Annotated in this window: 6 protein-coding genes, 1 tRNA gene and 1 pseudogene; 4 read left to right on the top strand and 4 right to left on the bottom strand. The window is 69.8% G+C overall.

Annotated elements, in window-relative coordinates:
* The 3 genes from ABD259_RS14515 to ABD259_RS14525 form a co-directional block, all read left to right on the top strand.
* On the top strand, positions 1-937 hold a 937-nt coding region (locus ABD259_RS14515), incomplete at its 5' end, for a condensation domain-containing protein (RefSeq protein WP_344162881.1).
* Positions 927-10,646, top strand: coding sequence for an amino acid adenylation domain-containing protein (locus tag ABD259_RS14520; protein WP_344162884.1), 9,720 nt, complete (start codon positions 927-929; stop codon positions 10,644-10,646). The genes ABD259_RS14515 and ABD259_RS14520, both read left to right, overlap by 11 nt.
* Positions 10,646-11,590: an NAD(P)/FAD-dependent oxidoreductase gene (locus tag ABD259_RS14525; protein ID WP_344162887.1), complete on the top strand. Its 945-nt coding sequence runs from the start codon at positions 10,646-10,648 to the stop codon at positions 11,588-11,590. Before ABD259_RS14520 ends, ABD259_RS14525 begins: the two co-directional genes overlap by 1 nt.
* A 105-nt stretch (positions 11,591-11,695) precedes the next feature.
* Here ABD259_RS14525 and ABD259_RS14530 read toward each other — a convergent pair whose 3' ends face one another.
* The 3 genes and pseudogenes from ABD259_RS14530 to ABD259_RS14540 form a co-directional block, all read right to left on the bottom strand.
* Entirely contained in the window at positions 11,696-12,235 is a 540-nt protein-coding gene (locus ABD259_RS14530; protein ID WP_344162889.1) for a class I SAM-dependent methyltransferase, read from the bottom strand.
* A gap of 197 nt (positions 12,236-12,432) precedes the next feature.
* A pseudogene (locus ABD259_RS14535) lies at positions 12,433-13,197 on the bottom strand (transposase family protein).
* A 615-nt stretch (positions 13,198-13,812) separates the two neighbouring features.
* The gene (locus tag ABD259_RS14540; protein WP_344162893.1) at positions 13,813-14,358 is read right to left on the bottom strand and encodes an RICIN domain-containing protein; all 546 of its coding nucleotides are present in this window, start codon (positions 14,356-14,358) and stop codon (positions 13,813-13,815) included.
* 591 nt (positions 14,359-14,949) lie between these two features.
* Here ABD259_RS14540 and ABD259_RS14545 point away from each other — a divergent pair.
* Positions 14,950-15,022 (top strand) — tRNA-Lys (locus tag ABD259_RS14545).
* A gap of 167 nt (positions 15,023-15,189) precedes the next feature.
* Here ABD259_RS14545 and ABD259_RS14550 read toward each other — a convergent pair.
* Positions 15,190-15,966, bottom strand: a complete 777-nt coding sequence (locus tag ABD259_RS14550; protein WP_344162896.1) for an inositol monophosphatase family protein — start codon at positions 15,964-15,966, stop codon at positions 15,190-15,192.
* Between the last annotated feature and the right edge of the window lie 111 nt (positions 15,967-16,077).

A 16,077-nucleotide genomic window follows, 5' to 3' on the forward strand; every position in this document is an offset into this window, starting at 1 on the left:
CGAACGCCTCTACCTGGAGGGCGGGGACCTTCCTGCGAAGACCACCTCCTTCGCCGGCTGGACCCAACGCCTGGCCGAGCACGCCCACAGCGAGCACGTCACGGGCCAGGCCGACTACTGGGAGCGGATCACCGAGTCCATCGCTCCTCTGCCGGTGGACCGTGTCGGCGCCGATACCCATGGCGAGGCCTGTACCCACCGTCTCGCGCTGCCGCTCGAAGCGACCGAGGAGCTGCTTGCAGCGGCGCATCGGATGCGGGCCCGGCCCGACGAGCTGGTTCTGACCGCCTGTGCCCGGGCACTGACGGGCTGGGCCGGGTGGAACCGGGTCGTAGTGGACGTCGAAGGCCACGGTCGGGAACCGTTGTTCGAGGACGTCAGCACCGCCCGGACCGTGGGCTGGTTCACCGCGCTCCACCCCGTCCTGCTGGAGGTCGGCGGGGCGGAGACCGCCGAGGCCGTCCGGACCGTCAAGGAAGCCCTGCGGGAAGCCCCGGACAACGGGATCGGCTACGGGCTGCTGCGGGCCTACACCGACCTGCTGCCTGGGGCGGCCGATGCCCCGGTCTTGTTCAACTACCTCGGCCACATCGACCAGGCGGCCGCAGCCGACTCCGTGTTCCGGTTGCGGTTCGATGACCCGGCCTGGGCCGCGGCCGCGCAGGCTCCGGAGAACAGGCGGCACCACGCGATCGAGATCAACGCCGGCATCCACAACGGCGGACTGGTACTCGACCTGACCTGTTCGCGAGAGCAGTACGAGGACGCCTCCATCGGCGAACTCCTCGATGCCGTAGGCGGTCGCCTGGACGTGCTGACCGCCAAGGCGGAAGCCGAAGCGGCGGCGCACACCTCCGATTTCCCCCTCGCAGGACTCGACCAGCAGGAACTCGACAATCTGATGGCCAAGATGAGAGGAACCTCCGGTGACCGCTGAATCTGGGCCCACGAAGGTCAGCGACATCTATCCCCTTTCCCCCGCACAGCAGGGCGTGCTGTTCCACACGCTCTCCGCGCCGGCTTCCGGGGTGTACTTCGAGCAGTTCAGCGTCCGCCTGGAAGGGAAGCTGGACACGGCGGCCTTCCGCGCCGCCTGGGAACATGTGGTCCACCGGCACGATGTGCTGCGTGCGGCGTTGCAGTGGGAGGGCCTGGACCAGCCGCTGATGGTGGTGTTCGACCAGGTCGACCTGCCTTGGTCCGAGCGGGACTGGCGGGACATGCCCGCCGAGGATCAGCAGGACCGAATGCAGCGGTCGCTGGCCGAGCAGCGGGTCTCCGGATTCGACCTGGCCTCGGCACCGCTGCTGCGTGTCGAGGTGATCCGGCTGGACGACGCCGTGTGGCAGGTGGTGTGGAGCTTCCACCACATCGTGCTCGACGGGTGGAGCTCGGCTGCCGTGCTACGCGAACTGTTCACCGCCTACGCGGCGCTGCTCCGCGGTACTGAGCCGAAACTTCCGCCGGTGCGTCCCTACCGGGACTACATCGGCTGGCTTCAGGAACAGGACCTGGCCGCCGCCGAAGGGTACTGGCGGGACCTGCTCGCCGGTGTGTCCGGGCCTACCTCCCTGGCCATCGACCGGCCCGCGGACGGCTTCCGCGGCGACGACGAGTACGGTCGGCTCTCACACCCGCTTCCGGCCGGGCTGGTCGCCCGGATTGAGGCGACGGCGAGCGCTCTGCGGCTCACGGCGAACACCCTGTTTCAGGCCGCCTGGTCACTGTTGCTGTCCCGCTACGCGGGCACCGATGATGTCGTGTACGGCGTGACCTCTTCCGGGCGTCCAGCGGACCTGACCGGGGTGGAGAACATCACCGGAATGTTCATCAACACCCTGCCGACCCGTGTGCGTGTGCCTGGCGACCGGACGGTCGAGGCGTGGCTGCAGGAGGTGCAGGAGGCCGAACACGAGCGCCGCCGGTTCGAGTTCAGCCCGCTGTACCGCGTACAGGAGTGGAGCGGTGTCCCCTCCGGGGCCGCGTTGTTCGAGAGCATCCTGGTGTTCGAGAACTACCCGGCCGACGCCTCCGTCCTCGACGACGTCCCCGAGCTGAGGGTCGCCGAGATGTTCGGCATCGAGCAGACGAACTACCCGCTGACCGTTCTGGTGGAGATGGGGGAACGGGCCCGCCTGGACGTCTGGTTTGACCGGACCCGGATCGGCGAGGACGCGGGCAGGCGCCTCCTCGGGCACCTCGGCCGCGCGCTGGAGGAGCTGACCGGCGCCCCGGACCGGCCGGTGGCGGAGATCGGCCTGCTCACGGACGAGGAGCAGCGGGAGTTCGCCGACTGGGGAGCGACCGATGTCGGATTCGGCACACCAGAATGCCTTCACGAAGCGGTGGTGCGACAGGCCAGGCGCACTCCGGAGGCGATCGCGGTTCGCTGCGAGGGCGTCGAACTGACCTATGCGGAACTGGACCGCCAATCGAACCGGTTGGCACACACACTGGCGAGCCGCGACGCGGCCGGTCGCGTGGTGGGGCTCCTCCTGGACCGCTCGGTGGACCTCGTGGTGGCGATGCTCGCGGTGTTCAAGTCTGGCGGCGCCTACCTGCCTCTGGCCCCGGACCAGCCGACGGAGCGCCTGGAGTTCATGATCGGCGACTCCGAGGCAGCGCTGGTGCTGATGCAGAACGAGCTGCGACACCTGCTGCCGACGGGAACGCTGGGGCTGGCGGTGGACGGTGACTGGGACTCGGAGGTGGCACCGCACCCGGACACGGCACTCGGGTCGACGGTTCGACCGTCCGATCTGGCGTATGTCATGTACACCTCGGGGTCGACCGGTGAGCCCAAGGGCGTCATGGTCGAGCACCGCGGCGTCTGGAACCGGCTGGTATGGGGTAGGGACCGCTTCCCGATCGGGCCGGGGGACACGGTGCTGCAGAAGACCCCGTACACCTTCGACGTGTCGGTCTGGGAGTTCCTCTGGCCGCTGATGACCGGAGCCCGGCTCGTCCTGGCCCGCCCCGACGGGCACCGGGATCCCGACTACCTGGTGGACCTCATCCGTGAGGAAGAGGTCACCACCCTGCACTTCGTTCCGTCCATGCTGCGCTACTTCCTGGCCGCCCCGGGGGTGGAGGACCTGCCGTTGGTACGCCGGGTCTTCTGTAGTGGGGAGGCGCTCACCCCCGACCTGCGTGATCGTTTCTTCGAGTTGTTTGACGCCGAACTGCACAACCTCTACGGCCCTACCGAAGCCTCCATCGAGGTCACCCATTGGGAATGCCTTCCGGGGCAGCGGGGTGAGTCGGTCGTGCCCATCGGCCGCCCGATCGCCAACATGGTCTGCCGGATCCTGGATCCCCAGGGTCGTCAGGTTCCCGTCGGGGTGCCCGGTGAGCTGCACCTGGGTGGTATCGGTCTGGCACGCGGCTATCTCGCACGTCCTGAGCTCACCCGGGACAGGTTCGTTCCCGACCCCTACGCCGATTCCGACAGCGAAGCTCGCCTGTATCGCACCGGTGACTTGGCCCGGTGGCGTCCTGACGGTGTGATCGAGTATCTGGGGCGCAATGACGACCAGATCAAGATCCGCGGCCAACGCGTCGAACCCGGCGAAATCGAAGCCGCGCTTCTCGCTCACCCGGATGTGGGAGAAGCCGCCATCGCCGTGTACGGGGACGACGCTCGGCAGAGAATCGCCGCCTATGTGGCCGCCGCTCCCGGAGGCCGCTCCGTCGATCGCGGCGAAATCCGAGCGCACGCCGCGCAGCGCCTTCCCGAGTACATGGTCCCGGCGGCGGTGACCGTCCTCGACCGGTTCCCGATCTCCGCCAACGGAAAGCTCGACCGTGCGGCGTTGCCCCAGCCGGCATGGCAGGAGGACGCCGAGTTCGTCCCGGCCGACACCTCCATGGAGCAGACCCTGGCCATGGTCTGCGCGGACGTGCTGGGGGTGGACCGGGTGGGGGTACTGGACAACTTCTTCGCCCTCGGGGGTGATTCTATCCTCTCCATCCAGATGGTGTCCCGCGCGGCCCAGCACGGGATCCACATCACCCCCGCCCAGGTGTTCCGGGAGCAGACGGTCGAGCGGCTCGTGCGGGTGGCTGGCAGCGGCCCCGCGGTGCTCGCCCCCCAGGGGCCGGTCACCGGCCCGGTCGCGCTGGGACCGGTGCAGCGCTGGTTCTTCCGCCTCGACCTTGCCGAGCCGAACCGGTGGAACCAGGGGGTGACCCTGGTGTCCCCGACCGACCTGGACCCCGATCTCGTGCGCCGGGCCCTCCTCCGGGTCCTCACCCACCACGACGTGCTGCGCTCCCGGTTCGTCCGCGACGGCGGGCAGTGGGGGCAGCACCAGGTGGAGCCGGGCGAGGCCGACGTCCCGGTCGCGGTCGTGGACGGCTCCGTCGACGACGCGCTGCGGCTTGCCCACTCCCGCCTGGACCTGGGGCAGGGGCCGCTGCTGCGCGCCGCGATCGCCGGCCGGAGCCTGGTCATCGCCTGCCACCATCTGGTAGTCGACGCGGTCAGCTGGCGGTTCGTGGTGGAAGACTTCGAGGGCGCCTACGTCGCCCTGTCCCGCGGGCGGCAGGTGGAGCTGCCCGCCAAGACGACCGCCTTCGCGCAGTGGACCGAGCGGCTGGCCGAGTACGCAGAATCCGCCGAGGTAGTCGACAAGGCCCCCTACTGGCGCTCGGTGCTGGACACCGTCCGCCCGCTCCCCCCGGACGTCGGCGCCCCCGGCCTGCAGGGGGAGGCCGTCAGAAGGCGGATCTCCCTGCCCACCGACGCGACGGCGGCCCTCGCCGACGCGGCCCGGCGGATGAAGGCCCGCCTGGACGAGCTGGTGCTGGCGGCCTTTGCGCAGGGGCTGACCTCTTGGACCGGTGAACCCGACGTCACCGTTGACGTCGAGGGGCACGGCCGGGAACCCCTCTTCGATGACGTCGACCTGTCCCGCACCGTCGGCTGGTTCACCGCGATCCGGCCCGTGCACCTGGCGGTCGGGGGCCGCGACCCCGTGGAGGCGGTCCGGGAGACCAAGCGGGCGCTCCGCTCGGCCCCCGACGGAGGCATAGGCTTCGGCCTGCTCCGCGAACACACTGACCTGCTGGAAAACGCCCCGATCCCGCTCGTCCTGTTCAACTTCCTGGGACGCCTTGACCAGGCCGGTCCGGTGCAGGACCCGCTGTTCTCCCTGGAGGACGGCGGGGCCGAAGCGGCCATCGCGCCGGACGACCCCCGCCACCACGCGATCGAGATCAACGCGGCAGTGCAGGACGGCCGACTGGTCGTCGACGTGGCCCACCCGGGGGCCCCAGCCCCGGCGGCCGCCGGGGACCGCCTGCTCACGTCGGTGCGGGAGGCGCTGGACCGGTTGGCCGCGCCGGACGGGCCGTCGGTGCACCGCGCCCACCTGCCCAGCGACTTCCCCCTCGCCAGCGTGGACGAGGAGGAGCTGGCGCGGATCGCCGCGGACCCGGCCCCGGTGGCCGATCTCTACCCGGCCACCGCCATGCAGCAGGGGCTGCTCTTCCACACCTTGTCCGCGCCCGACTCCGGCGTGTATTTCGAGCAGTTCACCGTCCGCGTGGAAGGGGAGCTGGACACGGCGGTCCTCCGCTCGGCGTGGGAGCACCTCCTCAACCGGCACGAGGCGCTGCGCTCCGCCGTGCTGTGGGACGGTGTGGAGACGCCGATGACCGTGGTATACGACCGGGTCGAGCTGCCGTGGGCCGAGGAGGACTGGCGCGGATGCGCCCCGGCCGACCGGGACGGGAAGCTGACCGAGCTGCTGGCCGGGCAGCGCAGGGAGGGGTTCGATCCGAGCCGTGCCCCACTGCTCAGGGCAGGCGCCATCCGGCTGGACGACTCGGTGTGGCAGCTGGTGTGGAACTTCCACCACATCGTGCTCGACGGGTGGAGTTCGGCGACGGTTCTGCGCGAACTGTTCGAGGCCTACGTGGCGCTCCAGGCCGGCCGCGTCCCGGAGCTTCCGCAGGTGCGTCCCTACCGGGACCATGTCGAGTGGCTTCAGGGGCAGGACCTGGCCGCCGCCGAGGGGTACTGGCGGGACCTGCTCTCCGACGTGACCGAGGCCTCCCCGCTGGGCATGGACCGGCGCGCGGAGGCGGGCCGTCGGGATGAGGACTACGACCGCATGGAGGACGTCCTTCCCGCCGACCTCTGCGCCCGGCTCGAAGAGACGGCCCGCCGGCGCAGACTGACGGTCAACACCCTGTTCCAGGGCGCGTGGTCGCTGCTGCTGTCCCGCTATGCGGGCAGCGAGGACGTCGTGTACGGCGTGACCTCCTCCGGCCGTCCGGCCGACCTGGCCGGTGCGGAGGGCATCGTGGGTCTGTTCATCAACACCCTGCCGGCCCGTGTGGCCTGTCCGGACGGGGAGGAACTGGGCGCCTGGCTGGGACGGCTCCAGCAGTCGCAGATCGACCAGCGCCGCTACGACTTCACCCCCCTCAACCGGGTGCAGGAGTGGAGCGGTGTCCCGGCTGGTTCCCCCTTGTTCGAGAGCATCCTGGTGTTCGAAAACTACCCGGCCGACTTCTCCGTCCTCGATCAGCTTTCCGAGCTGCGGGTCGCCGAGCTGCACAGCACGGAGCAGACGAACTATCCGCTGACCGCGGTGATCGTCCCCGGCGCCCGGACCCGGGTGAAGCTCTGGTTCGACCGGACGCGGATCGACCCCGGTGCCGCCGAGGGCCTTCTCGGCCACATGCACCGGCTCCTGGAGGAGATGTGCGGTACACCCGGTCGCCGGCTCGGCGATGTCGACATGCTGACCGACGCTGAGCGGGGGGCGCTCGCCGCCTGGACGGACACCGCCCGCGAGTACGGCTCCGAGTGCCCCCACCACGCCGTGTCCCGGCAGGCCGAGGCCACCCCCGAGGCCGTCGCCCTGCGTTTCGGCGATCGGGAGCTCAGCTACGCCGAGCTGGACGAGCGCTCCGAGCGGCTCGCCCGCCACCTGCGCGAGCGCGGAGTGGCGAAGGGGGCTGTGGTCGGGCTGTGTCTGCACCGTTCGGTGGAACTGGTGGTCGGCCTGCTCGGGGTCCTCAAGGCCGGTGCGGCCTACCTGCCGCTGTCCCCCGACGACCCGGTGGAACGGCTCGCATACCTGCTCGGCGACACCGACGCGGCACTGGTACTGACCCAGGGAGCGCTGCGCGACGGCCTGCCGGACACCGTTCCCGTCCTGGCCCTGGACACCGACGCCTGGGGGGCCGACGTCCCCGCCGGCTCGGCGCAGGAGCCCGAACGCTGCGGGACCCCTTCTGATCTGGCGTATGTCATGTACACCTCGGGGTCGACCGGCGAGCCCAAGGGCGTCATGGTCGAGCACCGCGGCGTCTGGAACCGGCTCCGCTGGATGCAGGACGCCTTCCCGATCGGGCCGGGGGACACGGTGCTGCAGAAGACCCCGTACACCTTCGACGTGTCGGTCTGGGAGTTCCTCTGGCCGCTGATGACCGGAGCCCGGCTCGTCCTGGCCCGCCCCGACGGGCACCGGGATCCCGACTACCTGGTGGACCTCATCCGTGAGGAAGAGGTCACCACCCTGCACTTCGTTCCGTCCATGCTGCGCTACTTCCTGGCCGCCCCGGGGGTGGAGGACCTGCCGTCGGTGCGGCGGGTGTTCTGCAGCGGGGAAGCGTTCCCCCCGGACCTGCGCGACCGGTTCTTCGAACTCTTCGACGCCGAGCTGCACAACCTCTACGGCCCTACCGAAGCCTCCATCGACGTGACCGCTTGGGAGTGCCGACCGGAGCAGAAGGGGGAGCCGGTGGTGCCCATCGGGCGCCCGATCGCCAACATGGTCTGCCGGATCCTGGATCCCCAGGGTCGTCAGGTTCCCGTCGGGGTGCCCGGTGAGCTGCACCTGGGCGGTGTCGGTCTGGCGCGCGGCTATCTCGCTCGTCCTGAACTGACCCGGGAGAGGTTCGTTCCCGACCCCTACGGCGAGCCTGGCAGTGGCGCCCGTCTGTATCGGACCGGTGATGTGGCCCGGTGGCGTCCTGACGGCGTGATCGAATACCTGGGCCGTAATGACGACCAGATCAAGATCCGCGGCCAGCGTGTCGAACCCGGCGAAATCGAAGCCGTCCTCCGCAGTGACCCCATGGTCAAGCAGGCGGTCGTCGTCGCGGGGTCGCGTGGGGGCGAAGGGACCGTCCTCTCGGCCTTCGCGGAACCCGACATCGCCGCGGCCGCCACCGGCGACGCCGACTCGACCGCCTATCTGCGCAGGCACGTGGAGCGCTGGCAGTCGCTGTACGAGGAGGTCTACTCCGATCCGGTCGTCGAGGACGATCCGGACTTCAACACCGCCGGATGGATCTCCAGTTACACCGGACGGCCCATCCCCACCGAGGAGATGCGGGAGTGGCGGGACCGCACCGTGCAGCGCATCCTCGACCTGCGGCCCGACCGAGTGCTGGAGATCGGCTGCGGCACCGGGATCCTGCTCACCCGGATCGCCCCGGAATGCTCCTCCTACCGCGGTACGGACATGTCGGCCACCGCCCTGGACTACGTCCGTGAGCGGGTCACCGACCGAGGGCTAGACAACGTGCTGTTGGAGAAGGGCGAGGCCGTCGACTTCGACGGCATCCCGCCGGAGAGCGCCGACGTGGTGGTGCTCAACTCGGTCGTCCAGTACTTCCCCAGCACCGACTACCTGCTCGACGTCATCCGGGGCGCGATGGACGCGCTGGCCCCGGGCGGGCACATGGTCGTCGGCGACGTGCGCAACCTGCTGCTGCTGGCGACCCTGCACGGATCCGTGCAGCTCGCCGGGGCCTCCGAGGACACCCCCGCCGGCGAAATTGTGCGGCAGGTGCGCCACCTGGCCGGAATCGAGAACGAACTCCTCGTCGACCCCCGGTTCTTCACCCGGCTGCGGGAAGAGATCCCCGGGCTGGGCCGCATCGAGGTCGCGCCCAAGGCCGGGGACAGTGACAACGAGCTCACCCGGTTCCGCTACGACGTGGTGCTGGAGAAGGCGGCCGCCCCGCCCACCCGGCAGAACGCCAGGTGGACCGGCTGGGAGCAGGCCGGCCTCACGCCGCAGGCCGTCGAGGACATGATCCGCACCTCCGACCGGCAGGTCATCGCTCTGGCCAAGGTGCCCAACGCGCGCGTCCAGCGGCACCATGAGCGGTGGAGGCGGCTGCTCGCCGCCTCAGGCGACACCACGGTCGGCGAGGCCCTCGGTGAGCTCGGCGGCGAGGCCGTCGGGAACGTCGGCGACGCCGCGGCGTCGGGCGCCGTCGACCCCGAGCGCCTGCGCGCCGTGGGCCGGTCCTGCGGCTATGACGTGGAGCTGAGCTGGGCCAGCGGGTACCCGGACGGGTCCTTCGACGCCGTGCTGCGCGCCCCCGGCGGGCCACGGACCGACTTCCTGCCGCCGGGCGGGCCCGACACCGACGCCGCGGACCTGGCCAACACGCCCCTGTCCCGGGAGATCGGCGCGGACGTGCGCGGTCGGCTGCAGGACCGGCTCGCCCGCACTCTCCCCGCCTTCATGGTGCCGTCGGCACTGACCATCGTGGACGCCATCCCGATGACCACCTCGGGGAAGGTGGATCGCGGGGCGCTGCTCGCGGGCCGGTCGGGCCGGGACCCGGAGCGGCCCTACCGGGCGCCGCGGGACGAGGTGGAGCTGCGCCTGACGCGCATCTGGGAGAGCGTCCTGGACACGGCGCGCGTCGGGATCGGGGACGACTTCTTCGAGCTGGGCGGTGACTCCCTTGTCGCCATCCGGCTCACCACCGAGGTGCAGAGCGCGTTCGGGGTCGCCCTGCAACTCGCCGACCAGCTCGCCGCGCGGACGGTCGAACAGTCGGCCGAGGTGGTCCGCCGCGGAGGAGAGGGGATCCGGTGGCGTCCCCTGGTCCAGATCACGCCCGGTGAGGGATCTCCGCTGTTCTGCGTCCACCCGGCGGGCGGCAGCGTCCTGTGCTACGGGGAACTTGCCCGTCGGCTCGGCCACGGGCGGCCGTTGTACGGGCTGGCCCCGATCGGCCTGGAAGAGGGACAGGAGGCCGACACCCGGGTCGACGACATGGTCGAGCGCTATCTCGCCGAGGTGCGCGAGGTCCGTCCCCACGGCCCCTACCACCTGGCCGGATGGTCGCTGGGCGGGGTGATCGCCCTGGAGATGGCCGCCCGGCTCAGGGACGCCGGCGAACAGGTCGCCCTGGTCGCCATGGTCGACTCCGTCGCACCGGAACTGGCCGGGGGCGACGTCGACGACGCCGACGTGCTCCGCGAGTTCTTCGGGGACATCCCCCTGGACACCGGCCACCTGCGGACCCTCGACACCGAGGCGGCGATCGGCGCGGCCCTGGAGCAGGCCGCCGAGGCCGGGGCCGTCCCTGTGGGGCTCGACCGCGAGCGGCTCCTGCGCATGCGCAAGGCCCACCAGCGGCACATCTCGGCACTGGCCGCGCACCGCCCCACGGCCTACGACGGCGACGTCGTGCTGTTCCGCGCCGAGGACACCGACGTCGCCCTCCCCGGCTACGGGTGGGAGCGGGTCCTGCCCGCGGCCCCGGAGGTCATCGAGGTGCCGGGAGACCACCGGACCGTTCTCGAGGCGCCCAACGTCCAGCGGATCGCGTGGGAGCTGGCCGCCCGCATCGCGAAATCAGAGGAGAAGAGGAGAGCCTGATGTACGACGTGATCGTGGTCGGGGCTGGCCCCGCGGGCCTGAACGCAGCGTTGATTCTGGGCCGGGCCCTGCGGCGCGTGCTGGTGGTGGACTCCGGAGAGCCCAGAAATGCGCGGGCCCACGCGATGCACGGGTTCCTCAGCCGGGACGGGATCGATCCGCGGGAGTTCCGGCGGATCGCCCGAGAGGACCTGGGCGCGTACGTGCACGTGAGCATCCGGGACGCCGCGGTGTCCACGGTGGTTACCGAGGACGAGGGGGCGGGGGTGGTGTTCGAGGACGGCACCATCGAGCGGACCCGGACCGTGCTGCTGGCCACCGGGCGCCGCGACCGCCTGCCCGACGTCAAGGGGGTGGCCGAGCACTGGGGAGCGGGCGTCTACGGGTGCCCGTACTGCCACGGCCACGAGGTGATCGGCAAGAGGCTGGGCGTGCTCGGCGCCCGCACCCCCGACGCCCACCTCGCGGTTCAGCTCACCAGGTTCGGCCGGGACGTCGTCCTGTTCACCGGTGGGAAGCCCGAGTACGACGAGGAGGCCGCGGCCGCGCTGCAGGTCACCGAGGTGGAGGTGCGCACCGGCGCGGTCGAGGAGGTCCTCGGCTCCGAAGGTGCCGTCACCGGCGTGCGGCTCGCGGACAGCGAGGTGGCCCGCGACGCGGTGTTCCTCAAGACAAAGTTGGACCCCCACGGCGATATCGTCGAGTCGTTGGGGTGCGAGATGCTGGACGATGGGTCCGTGCGCATCGACGAGCACGGCCACACCAGCCTGGACCGGATCTACGCGGCAGGCGAGGCGGCCCGGCTGCCGAACTGGCCCTCACCGTGGATCCATGCCGTGACCAGTGCCGCGCTGGGCGCGATGGTGGCGCTCAGCATCGACCACGACCTGATCGTGGCCGACGTGCGGGCCGCGTTCGCGGTCCCGGCCGCCGACGCGGAGTAGGAAGGGGACCCGGGCGCACCGGGACGATGCGGCCCCCGCCGGCGACGGAACGCGAACGGGGCTGTGCCGGGGCGGCGGGGCCGCGCCGGCACGGGGGGACGGCCCTCAGGCCGTCGCCCGTCCCAGCACGTGCGGAATGCTCACCCCCAGTGGGCCGCGCACGACGAACTCCGTCATGTCCACCCGGGCGAATCCGGCGTTCGTGATGCTCGTGCCGGTGTCCCGGGTGGCGTCGCATCCGCCGTCGAACCGGCGTGAGAACGGGGTGACGGCCCGCTGCGCCCACCGCGACCAGGTGCCTCTCTCCGCCCCGACGTGCTCAAGGAACGCGAATCGCCCGCCGGGGCGGAGTACGCGGATCACCTCGGCCAGGACGCGGCTCTGCGCATCGATCGAGCACAGGACGATCGTCGCTACGACCGCGTCCACACTGCCGTCGGCCAGCGGAATGCTCTCGGCATCGCCGCACAGGACGGACCCGTACTCGGCGTCGCGCAACCGTTCATGGAGATACGGATTGGGCTCCAGCCCGATCCACCTGATGCCCGAGGGGAGGTAAGGGAAGTTCGGCCCGGACCCGGGGCCGATCTCGAGCACCGTTCCGGACAGATCGTTCAGCAGTTCACGGCGCTGGTCCCGGTACATCGAGGCTCCACCTGACGAACGGTTCCTCGCCGCCCGCCGCCAAAAAAGGTCGGTGCGTCCAGCCATATTTGGATATCTCCAAGGAGTCTGGGGTATAATGGCTCATGGCCGAACATTACACGAGAAGAATGGCTTTCGAAGTGTCGGGGTGGTGGCTTTTTAGGTAATGGCCGGAGTCGTAGCATAATGAGCATTTTTCATCGTGATTCGCGGTTCTGTAGGACCAGTACGGCTCGGGCGATCTCACCAGCCCCGTAGGGGCAGCTACGCAACCGCTTCATGACGGCCCAGTTCTTGAGCTGGGAGATCGTGCGCTCGCCGGGCCCGCGCAACCAGGCGTGGCCGGAGTTTGCCTGCTTCTTCCACTCCGGCTTACCGCGGCCCTTGAACGGGTAGAGGACCACCGCACAGAGCCCGACATAGCGCTTGTCACCCAGGCCGAACAGGCCCGCGGCCGCGATCCGGTCGGCGAGGTGGAAGATCCCAGCCGCTCTGACATCGTGCACCGACCCGAGCAGGCACTCTGAGACCCACAGCAGTTCGCCGTCGGGTGCGGCCACGACCTGGATCTTCATCCCGTGGCGCTTGTGCTTTCCCGAGTAGAACGGCCGGTCAGCGGCCAGGCGGTCGCAGGCGATGAGGGCTCCGTCCACGATCACGAAGGCCCAACCTTTGCGGCGGGCCCGGCGCAAGGCCTTCTCGAGCGAGGGGGCTAGGCCGGCCAGGAGGCGTACGGTCTCGCGGACTTAGCGCCAGGCGGTGGTGGCCGAGACCCCGAAGCCGTGCGTCAGGGCGGTGAAGGGCTCGCCCTTGCGCAGGTGGACCAGTACGAGCAGGGCCTGCTGTGCGGCGTCCAGGCACCTCCAGCGAGTGCCGGTCGCCTTGCGGTGGGCGGCGATGGTGCGGGTGGCCCGGTTGAGGGTGCGGCGTGACAATGGCAGGCAGGCGCGGTAGAACAGCATCGGAGCCCCCTGGTGTTCAGGTTTTCTTGGTCGTTAACCCGCTTACCAGGGGCTCCTTGCTGTCAGGGGTGGTTCCGTGGGGCCGGTATGAGGCTGTGATCTGCACCCTCACGACGAAAAAGGCTCACTGACACTTTCGCGGTCACCAACACTTCCGAGGAGTCCGGCGCGTAACGCTTGCTCGGATCCGCAGGGGGCGGGGAGGGAACACAGGGCGGGCCCTGGGCAAAGTGAATCCGCTGGTGCCACCGGTTGGGCCGAGTCGGAGGTGCGGAGGTCGTCGGTCCGGCAACGACTCCGTGTTCGCTCGGGTCCGGTGGACGGGGGCGGGATCATGCGGGCCTGCGCGGCACGGGTGGCGCTGTCCAGCGGGACGAAACAGGCGATAGCGGTAGGTGGCAGTCGTGCCCGGCAGGTATCGAGGGAACTCTTAATCAGCGGGTTTGGGGTTCGAGTCCCTGATGGCGCACAGTACAAGCCCCGGGTCACCACCGATTATCTCGGTTCTGCCCCGGGGCTTTCGTCGTACGCGCACTCTGTGACCGGACGCCGCCGAAGCGGCCGGAGGTCACCCGCGCCACCGCAGGCGAGCGACCGTCCACCGTCGCGTCGGCCTCAGAACGGAGTGATGACGGGGCGGAAATCCCAGCGGTAGTCAGGGTTGATGGGGTTCCGGTACCCGAGTTCGAGGAACGACTTCGTGGCGGTCGGGTTCTCCGGGGTGATCGCGAGGTAGGTGTTGTCCGACGGGATGATCTGGAAGGCGGGTCCGCCGACGTGCTCGATGTGCCACCGCTGCGGGCGCTGCTCGTCGCAGTGCGCCTGTGCGATGCGCTGCCCCGCTTCGGTGGCTCCGTGCATGGGCTGGAGGCAGAGGCGGCTGTGAAGGTTGCGGATCTCGTATGTGGTTCGTCCTGAGTTCGCCCCTGCGCGCGATACGACCCATTCCATCCCAGCCCGGTCATCGGGCCACACGCGGATAGCCGTGCGCTGAGTGGAAGCGCCCCACGGGATCATCCTCGCACCCGTCTTCTCGAAGGCGATCTGGTACTCGCCCTCGCCAATGCCCACCGCCGATGCCGACACGGAGGCCGGCATCGTCACCCCGACGGCCGTAGCGCAGGCGACCGCGACGGATACAAGCATGGAGCGATTCGCCACCAGAATCCTTCTCTCTGTAGCGGAAACGAGTCAAGATGCCTCGAACAATCTCGCCTCTGACCTGGATTGATCACGCAGAGTATTGATGTCCCGGTGGGTGTCTGCAACCGCGATTATCGGCTGCGGAGGTCATGGGTGCGTCACTGTCCATCCGTAACTGGGGAAGCGAGTGTCACCCGCCGGTGCTCGTCCGTGTTGTATCCGTGTGGACCTGCACAAACGTCATGGTGTGCAGGTCGCTCCCCTGATTCTTCTGGCCCTATTATCTGCCCTCCGAAACCCCGGGTCGAAGTCGCTGAATATCAGTGGAAATGACAGATCGCACGCGATCGACGATGAATCTAAGAATCTCTGGACCGCGGGAGCGGACACCATCCGCTTCTTGTGCGCATTTGTCTCCAGGTGCGTTCTTCGGTGGATCAGGGGGCGGCACGGGCGCGGCGGACGCGGGCGGAGCCGGCTCGATGAGCGTCTCCCCGGCCATCGGCGGCTGTGACGTAGGCAGCACCCCAGCGCGGTCAGGCGACCCCTCCGGGTCCGGTAGAGTCTTCTCTGTCGCCAGCGTCGCGGAGCACCGCACCACGGCGGCGGGCGCCATTAGCTCAATTGGCAGAGCAACTGACTCTTAATCAGTGGGTTTGGGGTTCGAGTCCCTGATGGCGCACAGTGCGAAGCCCCAGGTCTTCCACGGTCGCAAAGCGGTCCGTGGCCTGGGGCTTCCATCGTGTGTCGGCTCCTGGCGCCCTCCGACGTTGGTGCCGTGGCCAGTGGCCACATGACCTGGCCTCGGCCCTGATCTTGATCTCCCCGGGGCTTTGGACGGATCGAAGTTCATCCCAGTACGTCGAGGGCGGCCGCGTGCAGGGTCGGATCGCCCGTCGCCACGATGCGGTCCTGCGACTCCAGTGTGATCCCGGCTCCCGACCATTCCGTCATGACCCCGCCCGCCCCGCCGATCACGGCGGCGGGGGCGAACACGTCGTAGGCTTTTAGACCGCTGTCCACCGCGAGGTCCGTCCTTCCGGCGGCCAGCAGGCCGAACGCGAACGAGCTCGCTCCGTAAAGGGTGTACCGCACCTCCTTGCGCACCCGGTTGAGCGCGGGCTGGTCGCCGTCCCGGAAGAAATCCGGGCTCGAACACGTCGTGAGCGCGTCGGCGAGCGCCGAGCAGGGTCTCGTCCGCACCCGTGCCCCGTTCCGCTCGGCGAAGGCGCCGTCCACCCCCGTCCACCGGTCCCCGGTCGCCGGGTAGTCGAGGACACCGATCCACGGTCGGCCGTCCCTGGCCGCCCCGATCAGCGTGCCGTAGACGGGGATCCCGGCGATGAACGGTGCCGTGCCGTCCACCGGGTCCAACAGCCACACCACATTGGCGTCGAGGCGCTCCGGGCCATACTCCTCGCCAAGGATCCCGTGGTCGGGATACTCGCGGCCGATGATCCGCCGCAGGCGGGCCTCGATCGCGCGGTCGGTGTCGGTCACGAAGGTGCTATCGGCCTTCGTCGCGACCCGGGTCTCCTCGGCCGCGGCGCGCTCCAGCTCGGCGCGGCCGACGTCCGCGAGCCGCTCGGCAAAGCGGAGAATTTCGCTGGTACGAGGGTCAGTCATTCTTCGTCGCTCCGATCATAGCCCCGAACAGCCGGGGGAAGGGTAAGGGAAAGCGGCGGCGTTGAGAAGTGGGCATCGCGGCGGTGTATTAGCCAGGCGGCAACACCGGCC

The sequence above is a fragment of the Nocardiopsis rhodophaea genome (genome assembly GCF_039530945.1).
GTDB classification, from domain to species: Bacteria; Actinomycetota; Actinomycetes; order Streptosporangiales; family Streptosporangiaceae; genus Nocardiopsis_C; species Nocardiopsis_C rhodophaea.

Excerpts from the sequence above, each read along its gene's own strand:
- ABD259_RS14525 (WP_344162887.1), top strand. The coding sequence starts at position 10,646 with ATGTACGACGTGATCGTGGTCGGGGCTGGCCCCGCGGGCCTGAACGCA.
- ABD259_RS14530 (WP_344162889.1), bottom strand. The coding sequence starts at position 12,235 with ATGTACCGGGACCAGCGCCGTGAACTGCTGAACGATCTGTCCGGAACG.
- ABD259_RS14550 (WP_344162896.1), bottom strand. The coding sequence starts at position 15,966 with ATGACTGACCCTCGTACCAGCGAAATTCTCCGCTTTGCCGAGCGGCTC.